Annotated in this window: 14 protein-coding genes and 1 tRNA gene; 7 read left to right on the top strand and 8 right to left on the bottom strand. The window is 39.4% G+C overall.

What is annotated here, in order from left to right; all coding sequences use genetic code 11:
- On the bottom strand, positions 1-471 hold the full coding sequence (locus J8L97_RS00515) for a CreA family protein (protein ID WP_211047493.1): 471 nt from the start codon (positions 469-471) through the stop codon (positions 1-3).
- Between the two features lie 64 nt (positions 472-535).
- Between J8L97_RS00515 and J8L97_RS00510 the strand changes: the two genes are divergently transcribed.
- The 4 genes from J8L97_RS00510 (at position 536) to J8L97_RS00495 (ending at position 4,484) form a co-directional block, all read left to right on the top strand.
- A complete protein-coding gene (locus J8L97_RS00510; RefSeq protein WP_211047492.1) occupies positions 536-865 on the top strand; it encodes a 5-carboxymethyl-2-hydroxymuconate Delta-isomerase in 330 nt (109 codons plus the stop codon).
- A 57-nt stretch (positions 866-922) separates the two neighbouring features.
- Complete coding sequence (locus J8L97_RS00505; protein WP_211047491.1) at positions 923-1,633, top strand: pseudouridine synthase; 711 nt, start codon at positions 923-925, stop codon at positions 1,631-1,633.
- 125 nt (positions 1,634-1,758) lie between these two features.
- Positions 1,759-3,390 carry a methyl-accepting chemotaxis protein gene (locus J8L97_RS00500; RefSeq protein WP_211047490.1) on the top strand — a complete coding sequence of 544 codons (1,632 nt, stop codon included), beginning with the start codon at positions 1,759-1,761 and terminating at the stop codon, positions 3,388-3,390.
- 461 nt (positions 3,391-3,851) lie between these two features.
- A complete protein-coding gene (locus J8L97_RS00495) occupies positions 3,852-4,484 on the top strand; it encodes a hypothetical protein (RefSeq protein WP_192508797.1) in 633 nt (210 codons plus the stop codon).
- A gap of 44 nt (positions 4,485-4,528) precedes the next feature.
- Here J8L97_RS00495 and J8L97_RS00490 read toward each other — a convergent pair whose 3' ends face one another.
- The 4 genes from J8L97_RS00490 to J8L97_RS00475 all read right to left on the bottom strand — a co-directional run bounded on the left by J8L97_RS00490 (position 4,529) and on the right by J8L97_RS00475 (position 7,681).
- The gene (locus tag J8L97_RS00490; RefSeq protein ID WP_211047489.1) at positions 4,529-5,704 is read right to left on the bottom strand and encodes a mandelate racemase/muconate lactonizing enzyme family protein; all 1,176 of its coding nucleotides are present in this window, start codon (positions 5,702-5,704) and stop codon (positions 4,529-4,531) included.
- Between the two features lie 8 nt (positions 5,705-5,712).
- On the bottom strand, positions 5,713-6,480 hold the full coding sequence (locus J8L97_RS00485; protein ID WP_192508799.1) for a class II aldolase/adducin family protein: 768 nt from the start codon (positions 6,478-6,480) through the stop codon (positions 5,713-5,715).
- Positions 6,481-6,613: 133 nt separating this feature from the next.
- Positions 6,614-6,937 (bottom strand): c-type cytochrome, encoded by a 324-nt coding sequence (locus J8L97_RS00480; RefSeq protein ID WP_211047488.1) that lies wholly within the window; start codon positions 6,935-6,937, stop codon positions 6,614-6,616.
- Positions 6,938-7,141: 204 nt separating this feature from the next.
- Complete coding sequence (locus J8L97_RS00475; RefSeq protein ID WP_211047487.1) at positions 7,142-7,681, bottom strand: DUF2058 domain-containing protein; 540 nt, start codon at positions 7,679-7,681, stop codon at positions 7,142-7,144.
- A 244-nt stretch (positions 7,682-7,925) separates the two neighbouring features.
- On the opposite strand from J8L97_RS00475, the gene J8L97_RS00470 reads away from it, so the two are divergent.
- Complete coding sequence (locus tag J8L97_RS00470; RefSeq protein ID WP_211047486.1) at positions 7,926-9,083, top strand: MFS transporter; 1,158 nt, start codon at positions 7,926-7,928, stop codon at positions 9,081-9,083.
- Here the strand turns inward: J8L97_RS00470 and J8L97_RS00465 are convergent.
- Both J8L97_RS00465 and J8L97_RS00460 read right to left on the bottom strand, forming a co-directional pair.
- The gene (locus J8L97_RS00465; protein ID WP_211047485.1) at positions 9,038-9,538 is read right to left on the bottom strand and encodes a prolyl-tRNA synthetase associated domain-containing protein; all 501 of its coding nucleotides are present in this window, start codon (positions 9,536-9,538) and stop codon (positions 9,038-9,040) included. The genes J8L97_RS00470 and J8L97_RS00465 overlap by 46 nt on opposite strands.
- Positions 9,535-9,927, bottom strand: a complete 393-nt coding sequence (locus J8L97_RS00460; RefSeq protein WP_247688477.1) for a hypothetical protein — start codon at positions 9,925-9,927, stop codon at positions 9,535-9,537. Before J8L97_RS00460 ends, J8L97_RS00465 begins: the two co-directional genes overlap by 4 nt.
- Positions 9,928-10,060: 133 nt before the next feature.
- Here J8L97_RS00460 and J8L97_RS00455 point away from each other — a divergent pair.
- Positions 10,061-10,136: transfer RNA gene (locus tag J8L97_RS00455), tRNA-Ala, on the top strand.
- Between the two features lie 52 nt (positions 10,137-10,188).
- Here the strand turns inward: J8L97_RS00455 and J8L97_RS00450 are convergent.
- Complete coding sequence (locus J8L97_RS00450) at positions 10,189-11,436, bottom strand: glutamate-5-semialdehyde dehydrogenase (protein ID WP_211047484.1); 1,248 nt, start codon at positions 11,434-11,436, stop codon at positions 10,189-10,191.
- 504 nt (positions 11,437-11,940) lie between these two features.
- On the opposite strand from J8L97_RS00450, the gene J8L97_RS00445 reads away from it, so the two are divergent.
- Positions 11,941-13,800, top strand: a complete 1,860-nt coding sequence (locus tag J8L97_RS00445) for a sodium:proton antiporter (protein ID WP_211047483.1) — start codon at positions 11,941-11,943, stop codon at positions 13,798-13,800.
- The last annotated feature ends 1 nt before the right edge of the window (position 13,801 follow it).

Below are 13,801 nucleotides of genomic sequence, written 5' to 3'. Positions count from 1 at the left end.
TTACTTTGCCTTATTTGCCCATTCCCATGCCTGTGTGCCGTACAATGGTACAGTAGACAGGGCATGGTGGTGACTACCACTGGTCTCTTTTGTTGAATACGATAAATAAATTAAACTACGTGTCGGTGCGTCAAAAATACGTCTCACTTTGAGTGACTTAAATAAAATGCTTTTCGAAGTTTTAAATACAATTTCACCACTTTTCGACAAATCAATCTCCTGTAACTGCGCAGCAGTTATTGGGCCTGTTTGGCGGCAAGCAATAGACATATCAGAGGGGTCTGAAAAATCAAGATCTGCTTCAACATGGCTAATATGACAAGTCACGCCGCTGACCAACGGGTCTTGCTGAGCTGACACAACAACATCTTTAGTGGTGAATAATCCTAGACTTACTTTCGCTGCATCATCTGAGCATGCAGATAAAGTACTAATGCACAGTAATAACCCAACCAGTTTATAATTAAACATTTGGCTTTGCTCCTTAACTTCCTTAATAATTGACATTTACGCATAAACTACACAATAAGTCACCATGCCACACCTGATCATTGAACATTCTCATAACTTGCCCATTTGTGACAATGACCTATTAGAAAGTCTACATAATGCTGCTGCGTCAACGCTATTATTTGACCCAAGCATGATAAAGTCACGCTTGATTCAGTTTCAGCAATACAAACTTGGTAATGAAAAGTGCGGTTTTGTTCATGTGCAAGCGCATATCATGACTGGTCGAACTATCGAGCAAAAGCAGCACCTCAGCGACACTTTATTTCAACAACTGCAAATACACCTGACCGACAAATGGCAATTAAGTGTTCACATTTACGATTTAATACCACAAATATATCGAAAAAACTGAACTGAGTCGGTAGCTATCGTATAATAGAGTATTAGTTACATTTTCGAATGAGTTTATATGAAATTTCCATGTCGAATTGACAAGTTTGTCAGTCATCTAACCGAGCTTCCACGGACTAAAGTCAAAGCTGGTATCAAAAAAAATAAAGTCACCGTTAACGGCGAAATAATTACTAAGTTTGATTATTCCATCACTCAAGATGATGTCATTACTTGGCAAGGAGAGCAAATAAAGTACTTAGGAAAACGCTACTTTATGCTCAATAAACCCGCAGGTTATGTGTGTGCAAACAGTGACGAATTACATGCAACTGTGTTCGATTTATTACATGAAACAAACTTAAAAGATTTTCATGTTGCGGGTCGTCTCGATCTTGATACAACGGGACTTGTGTTACTAACAAATGACGGAGAATGGTCGCATCAGATTACGTCCCCAAAAAAACAAAAGTACAAAACCTACCTTGTTGAAACTAAAGAAGTAATAACCGAAGATTCATTACAACAGCTACGCCATGGCGTACAACTTCATAATGAAAAAGTGCCAACATCACCAGCGTTGGTTGAACAACTTGCAAGTTATAGCTTACGCCTCTCTATTTATGAAGGTAAGTATCATCAAGTGAAAAGAATGTTAGCAGCTGTTGGCAATAAAGTTGTTGAATTACATAGAGAAAATATTGCAGGCATCGAGCTTGATCCAACACTCAAAGCGGGTGAATACCGATTACTTTCAGAGCATGAAGTCAACATAATCAATGCAAGGTAATCGTATTTTTATGGGATTATGAGTAAATATCATCTCATTTTCCCCAGAAATGCGTTATATCTTACTTACATGATATCGATAAACATGATAGTTGTTAAAGCTAAGCATGTTTAAAGGGGTTTTTTGTGTTTTCATCATTTACTTTAAGAATTAAAATAATACTTTTCGCAGCGGCTTTTTTTCTCTCACTGTTATTGGTCGCAATTTTAGGCTTGCAATCATTACGTCACGCAAGTGAAGCCGATAATATTGCCCGCATCAATCAACTAATGAAAAGTACCGTTAATATTGTTGAGCAATTTGAGCAATACGTTAAGCGCAACGAGTTATCAGAACCTCTCGCAAAAAAGCTCGCTATCGAAATGCTACGTAATAACAAATATCATGATTCAGAATATGTATATGTTGTTGACGAAAAACTGAATTTTATCGCAACGCCACATGATCCCCAATTACACGGCACAAGCTTTAATGACTTTAAAGACACCAAAGGGCAAAGTATTGGAAAAATGGTTGAACGCCTTGTTGGCAGAAAAACCAATCAAATAATTACCTACCACTGGGATTCTGTACGCAATAATGAAACTGTTGACCTTACCTCTGTAGTACAAAAAACAACTGGGTTTGGCTGGTATATCGGTACCGGCATCAGTTATAAAGAAGTCGATGAAAGGTACTGGAATACCGCGCAATGGTTACTCACACTCTCACTCATCATTGCGGTAGTTTTGACATTTGCGTTAAGTAAATTCGGAATTGGCTTATCAAATAAGCTAGGCGGTGAACTAAATGATGTACTCACGATCGTCAATCAAGTCTCTAGGGGTAACCTTACATCACCTATCAATACGTTATCAGCGCATCGAGATAGTATGATTTCCGCGATGGATTATATGCAAAAAGGCTTACAAGGTGTCGTTGGGGGGATTGTTACTGTCAGTGATTCACTTAAAGTACAAAGCTTTGATGGCGAGAAACGTTCAGATGAACTAGAGCAGCTAACACAGAGCTTAAGCGAAGAAACACAAATGGTTGCATCTGCAATTACTGAGCTTACGGCATCGGCCCACACGGTAGTGGAACATGCTGAACAGGCTGCTAATTCTGTTCAAGAAGCTGAAAGTCAGGGACAAAATGCAGATAGATTGACATCAAATGCAGCCGAGGCAATTGAAGTGCTTGAGCAACAAATTGACAATGCCGGCAATAACATCCAATTACTAGATGAAGAAGTGAACAATATCGCCAATGTACTGAGTGTTATTCAGAGTATTGCTGAACAAACCAACTTACTTGCATTGAATGCTGCGATTGAAGCGGCCCGTGCTGGAGAACAAGGGCGGGGGTTTGCAGTCGTGGCAGATGAAGTGAGGCAACTTGCTCAAAGAACGCAAACGAGTACAGAAGAAATTCATACTATGATTGGTAAACTTCAAACAGCGACGCAAGATGCCAAGTCTTCAGTATCATTGAGTATTACCACAAGTGAGAAAACCGTAACAATGTCTAAAGAAGCCAGCGAAGAGTTGCGTCGCGTTGCAAGCTCATTAGGTGCAATATCACAAATGAGTCATCAAATTGCCCATGCAGCTAAAGAGCAACTTGATGCAGGGGAAGACACTGCAAGACGGATCGTGACTATTTCTGATACCGCCTCGCAAACAGCAAACGTTTCTCAGCAAGCTCACCATGCAACAGATAGCATCAAAGAGCTAACGGCTAAATTAGAACAAGAAATGGATAAATTCAGTTATTAAACCGGCGTCCCCTAACAAACTACCGACAGAATAAAAGCACTGCTAACATTGTAGTGCTTTAGCTTATTAGAAATAATTAAAAAAAATCAAATGATTAAATACATATTTATTAATGCTCCTCAAAAAGATAGGCATTTCTAAAAAAGTTTAATTAATTCATTTTTATTTTTGTTTATTTAGTGTTAAATTCTTATAAGCTTGAAGGTCGTTGTTACACATTATTCATTTTAAAAATATCAATACTACCAGTAATTCTGATTGATTTAAGTATTTTGGGATTTTATGTAACTTAAAACCACCTTTTCGCGCTAAACTTTTTTAGAAGGAATATCGAAGATGAAAACACTATCAACAGATCTATGTAAAAAAGTCTGCGGCGCAAATATATGGGCTCCGGAGAAACCAATCGTAGCGCACAAACCAGTAAAATGTAACCTCGGTCAAAAACGTGGCTAAATACGATGAAATCTGAGAAAAGCTTGTACCGACTACTATTGATTTATGCAGTATCAATAGTTACTTTGTTTATCGTAAAGGACGACCCTGCTATTTTCACCTATTCACTGTTTGCACTGGGTGTATTGGCCTTATTTCTAGCTCTTAGAATTGGTGATGTTAACATTGCCACAATTATTGTTTTAGTCGCACTATCGCCATTGGCTGAACTCATTATTTTTGGCTTTGGACTAGTTGATTTAAGGTCATCGGATGGTGATCGCTTAATACAAAACAGCATTATTTTTGGTACCCACTTTGTAATTGATGTCATTGTCCTAGTACCTATGACTTATCGCGTTGAAATATCTAAAAAACTATTTCCAATAGCAAAAATTAAATACAACATTGCTGATAGCTTATTACCATGGGTACAACTTATTGGTATATTCGTCAGCGTTTTTGCATTAGTGGAAAATTATTTACGAAATGCAAAAGACTATGATATTGCTTTCTTCTTTTATTCTTTTTCGATATCCGGTTACATCGTGTATTCTTTCTCTGCTATTTTAATAACCATCTTGTTAGCAATGGCTTACAAAGACTATTATGGCTTTAAGACACCAACCCTACTATCAAGGTCGTCTAAGCGATTGTGATAAATAAAGGGCCTAACTGGCCCGTTATTTAAACTTTGCTATCGCTATTTAATTTCAACCCTTTGTGAACGCATGACGATTTCATCATTCAACTCAATACCAATTCCGGGTTCTTCTGATACTTTGAAAACCCCTTTCTCAGGTTGTGGGTCTTGAATACACAGCTCTCTATTCCACTTTTTAATCGCATAGGTATGGTGCTCGTGAATTAAAAAGTTTGGAATCGCTGTTTCTAAATGTAGCGATGCAGCGGTCGCAACAGGCCCACCGCATACATGTGCTTGTACGCGAACATCAAAAATATCAGCATAATCACATACTTTTTTCGTTTCAGTAAAGCCACCACACAAACCAACATCAGGCTGTAATACGTCAATACTTTGATCTTCAAAGTACGGCCGAACTCCCCAGCGATTATATAGACGTTCGCCACCAGCAATTGGCACAGCAACTTTATCAGCCACTTTTGCATGTAAAGAGTGGTTAAGATAATTAACTGGCTCTTCGTAGAACATACAATCAAATTCTTGTGCAATTCCCCCAATTTGAATCGCAGAGGTTGCACCTGGTAAACTATGACACTCAAATATTATGTCAACTTCATCACCAACAGCCTCACGTATTGCTTGCATACGCGCCCGATACAATTTCATCTCAGGACGTGAAATAAGCTTAGTACGGTCATAATATGTGTTACCCGCCTTGTCATACATAATGGGATCAACTTTAACCGCGTCATACCCTTGTGCGACTGCTTTTAAAGCAGCTTCAGCATACTCTTGAGGTTGCACAAGCGCCTTGAATTCATCATCCCAATCAAACTGTAGCTGTGATGCATAGGTACGTAGCTCTGGGTTTACCTTACCGCCCAATAGTTGGTATACAGGTAATTTCAATGCCTTACCTTTAATGTCCCATAGGGCGATATCAATTGCGCTCATCGCTGCATAAACGACAGGCCCTCCTCCTAATCCCCAAAAACTCTCTCGAAGCATACGCGACCAGAGTAATTCAGTTTGAAATGGGTCATGGCCGATCAGAAAAGCTTCAGCCATCTCTTTAATCATACTAGCGGCAGCACTGTGCCCTAAATCATACGCGAGCCCTGCCTCCCCTACTCCTGAGATACCTTCGTCTGTATGAATACGAATAAAGACAGGGGTCCAAGCCGGTCGTTCTGGACAATAAATATCAAATACTTCGACGCGATTAACTTTCATGTAAACTCCTATTTAGCAAAGCCTGAGTCAAGACGATATGCCTTTCTTAGCATAGCAGGCCAGGCTAATTGCCCTCCAGTACTGCCGCTATGTACTACGCTTGCTTGTTTATAAATATTGTCAATAATGGGCTGTGGTACTTGTACTGATTGCTGTCCAGTCGCTTGGATAGCCACTTGGATTTCACACGCTCGTTGTAAATCATAAAAACGCATAAACGCATCTCCAACAGTGGGGCCAACCGTTAAACCACCATGATTGACGAGTAACATGTGGTTTGTTAACCCTAAATCATCTTGTAAGCGTTGCCTTTCATCATCATTCACTGCTAACCCTTCATAGCCATGATAAGACAATGAGGGAAGAGAAAACATTGAGTGCTGACTTAAGGGCAACAGTCCTCCTTCACAGCTTGCAACAGCTATCGTTTCTTTAGTATGCAAATGAATCACGCAATGTGCATCTTCACGAACTTCATGTATCGCACTGTGAATGGTAAATCCAGCGGGGTTTATTTCAAATGGTGTGTCATCAATAATATTACCCGATAAATCAACTTTCACTAGGTTAGACGCAGTGACCTCATCAAAGCTTAAACCAAAGGCATTAACAAGATAGTGATCTGTACCGGGTAATCTTGCTGACATATGCGTGTAGATTAGGTCTCCCCACCGCATGTGCTCAACCAATCGATAACATGCAGCTAAGTCAATTCTCAACCGCCACTCTTGTTCAGTTACCTTACCTTTAAGATCAAGTTTTGGTAGCTCAAACATGTACGTTCCTTTTAGTTTAGTAATACACCCACATATATAGATGTTTAGAAGTCTAAATGACTAGCGCCTTTTGTTCAATTAAAAATAAAAACCACCGACGTGCGGTGGTTTTTATTTTTTACTAAATTAAGTGCTACTTAACTTTAGATAAATACTCTGCAATCGCGTCAATTTCTGCATCAGACACATTAGCTACCATGGCTTTCATAGCCATAGACATCCCGTTATTACGTTTACCCGACTTGATGTCTTTCATTTGCGCAACTAAGTAGTCTTTGTTTTGACCATTCAACTTTGGATACATCCCCATAATAGGTGCTTTCCCTTCTGCACCGTGACATGTTTGACACATTTTCGCTGTATACAAAGCTGCACCGTCAGCTGCATTTACTCCCGCTGACCCCACTGTCAATATCGCGATACCAGCCCCTATAATCACTTGCTTCATCTTACTCATAACTTTACTCTTTTTATTAATAAACGGATAAATCTTATATAGTGTAGACCAATAACTTTCACTACACATACGCACACATCAAGTTAAAAGGTCATCACAGCAGCATTCAATTACAGCCTTTTGTGTCTATAAAGAAAGGTTAAGGCCTAACAGCTCAGCATTAAAGTATGTCGCTTTGAAACATAGATAAAGGGACTTAAAGCGTTACCAGACCAAATCATCTGGAATTTCATAATCTGCATATGGGTCGTTTTCATCTGGCCCTTGACTATCATCTTCAACATGAAACACGATGTATTTCTCATTAACCTCTGCAACTTTTCTAGCAGGTTCATCTTGTAAAACAAAAAACTGCCCTTCTAAAACACAAATAGCCAAACGCCCTTTTGATAAAGCATTTTTAGTTGGCTCATCAACATCGAGTTCTTTTACTTTCTTGTTGTAAGTGAAGTTAAATGTGAGTTCACCACGGATTTTATCTTGATTATGATGCTCTAAGATTTGTTTTACCCGTGCAACTTGCTCACGCTCTTTAATTTCAGCTTTTCTCGCCTCATTTTGCTCTTCAGCTTTTTGCTGTTGTTCTAATTTTGTTTGCGCGATGTGTTTTTGTAAATCACTCGGGTCGCTGGTTGCCCCTTTCTTCTTTTTCTTTTGCGCTTTGCGCTTTTCAGACTTAGCCACTTTCGCTTTATGCTCTGATGTTAAACCTGCTTTCAAAAGCTGATCTTGTAATGACCCCATAATCCTATGCTCCATGAAAATATAATGCGCTATATTTTAACCTAGTTGATTTTTTTCACCAGACGCAAAATATAATTTTCTGCGGCTTATTTGCAATATTGGGCACAGCCAATAATTTAACAAGTTCAATGCCTGACACTATGATTTAGCGCAACTAATTGGTTACTATTTAATTTAAAGTTATCATAGCCACTCAATGCTTTTAAAGAGCACTCCCCCACCGACTTAATTGTTAGGTTTATGTATGCCCATATTATTGCTACTTTGCTGCTCAATCTTTACATTTTTTGTACTATACGCTCCCCAACCATTACTCATGGTGTTTGCCACACAGTTTGGGGTGAGTGTTGCCAGCAGTGGCAGTTTAATGTCTATTACTATGCTCCCTTTGGCAATTGCCCCTATCTTTTATGGGCTATTATTTGCCCATCACAATGCTTTATACATACTGAAATATGCAATGCTGATGCTGGCAGCCACATGCATCATATTCGTTTACGTCCCAAACTTTGAGTTACTGCTACTGACACGATTTCTCCAGGGCCTAATTTTACCTGCTATTTTAACAGCACTGACAAGTTATATTGGTCAGCAGTATCAAGGTAAAGCGCTGCATAAAAATATGACTCGTTATATTGCCAGTACTATTATAGGAGGGTATTTCGGTCGGATGCTCGCAGCAAACTTTGCTAGTTTTTACAGTTGGGAAAGTTTTTATTATGTTATTGCCGCTGCTTTAACCATGCTCGCGATAACAATCAATGTACATCTTTTTGAAAAACACACACCCCCTATTTCATCTCCTAAAGAGTACTTAAAACCACTCAAAGAGCCGACTCTATTGAGGTTGTACTTAGCTGTCTTTTGTATGTTTTTCTGTTTCTCTGCATTACTAAATTACCTCCCATTTATACTTTCAACACAGTTCAGTATTATAGATAGTCGGCTTATTGGTTGGATTTATAGCGGCTATTTTGTAGGTGCTATATTGTCACTTACTACTCCATTACTAAAACGCCACCTGTACAATAACTGGCTATTTCTAACTGTTATTTTTTCAGTATATAGTTGCTCAATTATCGTATTAGACACGACTAGCCTCAGCATTTTTGTCAGCGCTTTTACACTTTTCTGCGCGTGTATGTTTATGATCCATGCCACAGCGGCGCCATTAGCAAATGTATTGAGTACAGCGCCCGTTTCGGTAACCAACGGTGCGTATGTGTCGTTTTATTATACTGGAGGAGCGCTTGGTTCTTATTTCCCTGGGTTAGTCATAGAACATTTGGGGTATCATGCCTTTATAATCAATTTATTTGTTTTGTGCCTATGTGGTCTTCTTTTGATTCATAAAAACTATAAACAAGGAATATCAACCACTTTGGGGGAATGGCCTGTATGACGCCAAAATGTATACAAATCATATTGCTGTATCACCCATGTTTTATCATTTTCTAACGGGTGACATTGCCATTCTAATTCATTCAATAAACCACTGTCTAACCACAATTCTACTGAATTGTTAATATCATTTACCAACGACAGAGCCGAGACACAACCCGGTTTAACACCTAGATATTTGTCTAACCTTTCCGGTGATGCTAACCCTAAGCGAGATAACTTCTGTTGGCTAGATAACGCTTTAAGATTGACTTTCAATTGTGCTCGAGTCAAACAGAGAATATGTTGTTTACCTCGATTATCACGTAAAAATAAGTTTTTTATCTGCACTCCTGAACGCTTAAGCCCTAATCTCTGTGCGTCAGTACAAGTAGGTAGCGGTTCATGCTCATAACTTTTGAATTCAATACTCAGTGTACTCAATAAGGCTTTTAACTTGACCTGTTCTTTATTCATGAACACGCACCACGTAATTGCACACTTCTATTTTGCCAAAATACCTGATGCACTTCGTACCCTTTCTGGCAATATTGCTGCGTTTCAAGTTCAGCTTCTAGCAACGTCACGGCTTCTTCTTCAAGCGCTAACTTTAATGCTGGTGAGTCCTCTACTCGCTCATGCTCTGCGAAACGTTTTAACTCTCTACGCGTCATTGGTTTTTGGCTATTCACTTTCATCATGGGAGTTGCGGCAACAGTGACTATGAAAGCAAAGAGTTCATCACCTTGTTTAGATTTCTTAGTATGCAAAACTTGTTTTTCGATACTGTAACTTTCTTTTGGTACACTACTACAACCCAACATTAATACAATGCAACTGAAAATAACAAAAAGATTTTTAGTCAAAATTATCTACTCCATTAACTGCTTATGGCAGTCTAACAAAGCTCACGTAAAAAATATCAATTTTTTAATATTGAAATCGCTTGACTATTATAGAGAAACGCTATAAATTTCGCTTCGTCTTTTGACGGAATTTGGGGCTATAGCTCAGCTGGGAGAGCGCCTGCCTTGCACGCAGGAGGTCAGCAGTTCGATCCTGCTTAGCTCCACCACTTTCCGTTTAAATTTCAATATAAGCTAACTCCTTTTAGCTACTATTCAAAACTACTCTCTTATTTGCCCAGTCCCTGTAACTAAGAACTTTTCAGTTGTTAATGATTCTAAACCCATTGGCCCGTACGCATGCAATTTTGTTGTGGCAATGCCAATTTCAGCACCTAGTCCAAGCTCTGCTCCATCGGAAAAACGAGATGACGCATTAACCATCACAACCGACGCATCGACACTTCTTTGGAACAATACTGCCGCGGTATTATCTTCAGTACAAATTACTTCTGTGTGATTGCTGCCAAACTGTGCTATATGTGCAATTGCACCAGCAAAGTCAGGGACAATACGAATGGCAACTTCTAAACTTAAATACTCTTGTCCAAATTCATCGTCATTAATCACTACCGCCTGTTTAAAGTACTTTGCTGCTGACGCACCAGCATTCACTTTCACCTTTTGTTTCTCAAAAGCACTGGCAAGCATCGGCATAAACTGAGTGGCGATGGCTTCATGAACAATAATCGCTTCTAATGCGTTACACACACCTGTTCTTTGTGTCTTACCATTTATAGCCAAGCTCAATGCTATTTCTAAATCAGCAGCTTTATCAATGTATAAGTGACACACCCCTTTGAAGTGTTGAATAACAGGTACCGTACTATTTTCCGTCACAAAATTTATCAACCCCTCTCCACCTCTTGGGATGATCAAGTCTATCAGTCCTTTTTGTTGCATAAGCTCCATAAGCAAAGCTCGGTCTGGGTCTGGGACAATCGAAATAAGGGCTGCAGGTAGTGCGTGTCGTAATAACACCTCATGCATTACCGACGCAATTGCTTGAGAGCTGCCTAAAGCCTCTCTACCACCACGTAAAATAACGCCATTTCCAGATTTAAAGCACAGCGCACCCGCGTCAGCTGTCACATTAGGCCGAGCTTCATAAATCATACATATTACACCCAGTGGAACGCGCATTTTATTAATTTGAATACCATTTGGTCTGGTGCCAAATTCTCTTAAACGCCCAACCGGATCCTCTAATTCGGCGATCGTTTCTATACCTTGCGCCATGCTTTCTATCCGTTCAGGAGTCAGGGTGAGTCTATCTATCATGGCATTCGGTAATTGATTATCTCTAGCTCGTGATAAATCAGCTTCATTAGCAAGTAAAATAGCAGCTTGCTCCTGTCGTAGACTTGCTGCCATATCTAACAAGACTGTGTTCTTTTTCTCTGTACTTAATAATGCCAATTGCTTTGCTGCCGACGCAGCCCCTGCTGATAACTCCGTAATTAAGCTCATGATTATATTTTCTCTAATTTTGAATGCGCTACATCCGATAATTATCAATTAACTGTAGCGGTTTATTATTTGTAATGAAGACCTTATGCACAAAAATAACGCCCGAATTAATAATGGCTTTGCACCAAAATTACGGACTATCTCCCCTAAAGCATAGGCCTGGCGACCAAATGACCTATAGTTATAACTTGGTTAACGGCTAAAATCACGAGAAACTATATCAAACTGATAAAAACTCATCTTAAAATCAGCTGTCCCTCTACGGCTTAGTCGCTATTTATAGTTAAACCTTCGTTTCTTTATCTTGCATCTGAGTTGAATATACATTCAACACCATTTTCATGTGAATTTTCATTACTAAGTACGAGTAAAAGGTCTATTGTTAAAGGGAGGAATCTATTCAAAAAAACAATATCAAATTGTTTTCTATTCACTTAACTATGCTATAACCGCTAGTAAGTTTGATGATTAATTTTGCTGAAATTAAAGTCAGCTGGAGAAGATATGTCAGCTATTTATATTGCTGGAATCGCATTATGTTCTGTTTTTGCACAGTGGCTTGCATGGGTATTTAAAGTCCCAGCCATACTTTTTCTGTTACTTGTCGGCTTATTACTTGGTCCAATTTCTGGCCAACTGAGCCCCGACGACTTGCTTGGCGATTTACTGTTTCCAATTGTCTCTTTATCCGTTGCCGTTATTCTCTTCGAAGGCGCATTAACTTTACATTTTAGAGAGCTAAAAGGCATAGGGAAAATAGTGCGAAACCTTTGCTCTATCGGCATGCTTGCTACGTTTATAATAATCGCACTTAGTGGTTACTTTATACTAAATTTAGACTGGCGTGTAGCAGGTGTGTTAGGTGCAGTACTCGTAGTGACCGGGCCCACAGTTATAGCGCCAATGCTCAACGCAATGCGCCCAACTCAAGATATTGACCGAGTCCTTCGTTGGGAAGGCATTGTGATCGACCCTATTGGCGCGCTATTTGCCGTATTAGTATTTGAAGCGGTTAGCTTTGTGGGTAAAGGAGAAGTGTTAAGTCATACATTGATTGCACTATTTACCACATTAGCCGTTGGTTTAAGCGTTGGAATAGTGAGCGGCTGGCTAACAAGTTTACTTATTAGGCGGGAGTGGCTGCCTTATGAGTTACACAAATTTGGGATCTTGGCCCTCGTACTTTTTAGCTTCTCGCTATCAAATTTTCTTAGCCATGAATCTGGATTACTCGCAGTCACCGTATTTGGGATCTGGCTTGCTAATCAAGATGACTTAGAAATCGACTCTGTATTAGAATTTAAAGAAGATCTATCGATGATCTTAATCTCTAGTTTATTTATTTTGCTTGCCGCACGACTTCAGATCAGCGACCTTATGCTGTTAGATATCAATATTTTTATATTTTTAGCCATTGTGCTATTTATCGCACGTCCAATCTGTATTGCAATTTCAACATTCAATAGTGATTTACCATTCAAATCTCGACTGCTGCTTTCGTGGATTGCCCCTAGAGGCATTGTTGCTGCTGCGGTCGGATCTGTTTTTGCTCTAAGCATGCATGAATCCGGTATCGCTGATGCGAATAAAATCGTACCATTGATCTTTACGGTGATTATTGTCACGGTTGTTTTACAAAGCCTCACCGCGACCCCTTTGGCTAAATTACTTGGTGTGCGACAGCCTAGCCCTAATACTTTACTCATCATTGGGGCTAATCACGTTGCAAGAGCCATAGCATGTGGTCTTAAGGATCAAAACATTGAAGTGCACCTATCAGATCCTGCTTGGGAAAACTGTAAAATGGCAAGAATGGATGGACTACCGTGTTATTACGGCAACCCACAGTCAGAACATGCTGAAAGATACTTACCTCTCACTAAACTAAAATCTGTAATCGCACTTTCACCTAACAGACACCACAATGCGCTAGGAGTGCAATACTTTTCACATCTATTAAATGAGCAAAGCGTATTTTCATTGCGCTCATCAACTAACCACGCTAAAGCAAATAAAGACAGTGCGACTTTTTTATCTCGGCAAATATTATTTGGTGAACAAGGAAATTATGCGCGACTAAGTAGCCTCATTGCGAAAGGAGGTAAAGTAAGTGCCACTCGATTGTCTGAAGAGTTCACTTGGGATCAATACCTCGAGGTTAATAAAGAAGCAATCCCTCTATTTATAATTTCAGAGCGAAATAAAGAAGATGACCCTCTGATGATCAGACCTTTTATTATGGGTATGAAAAAAGCACCCGAAGAAGGAGAGAAGATTGTGGCGATGCAACCTCCAAAAATGACGATATTAAAAGAGCCAAGCATCAATAAGGAAACGAATGAACAAGCCAGTATCGAAAGCTAAA

Origin of the sequence: Pseudoalteromonas sp. MMG012 (assembly GCF_018100875.1) — a bacterium.
GTDB classification, from domain to species: Bacteria; Pseudomonadota; Gammaproteobacteria; order Enterobacterales; family Alteromonadaceae; genus Pseudoalteromonas; species Pseudoalteromonas aurantia.
This window is presented reverse-complemented; position numbering and strand designations above follow the sequence as displayed.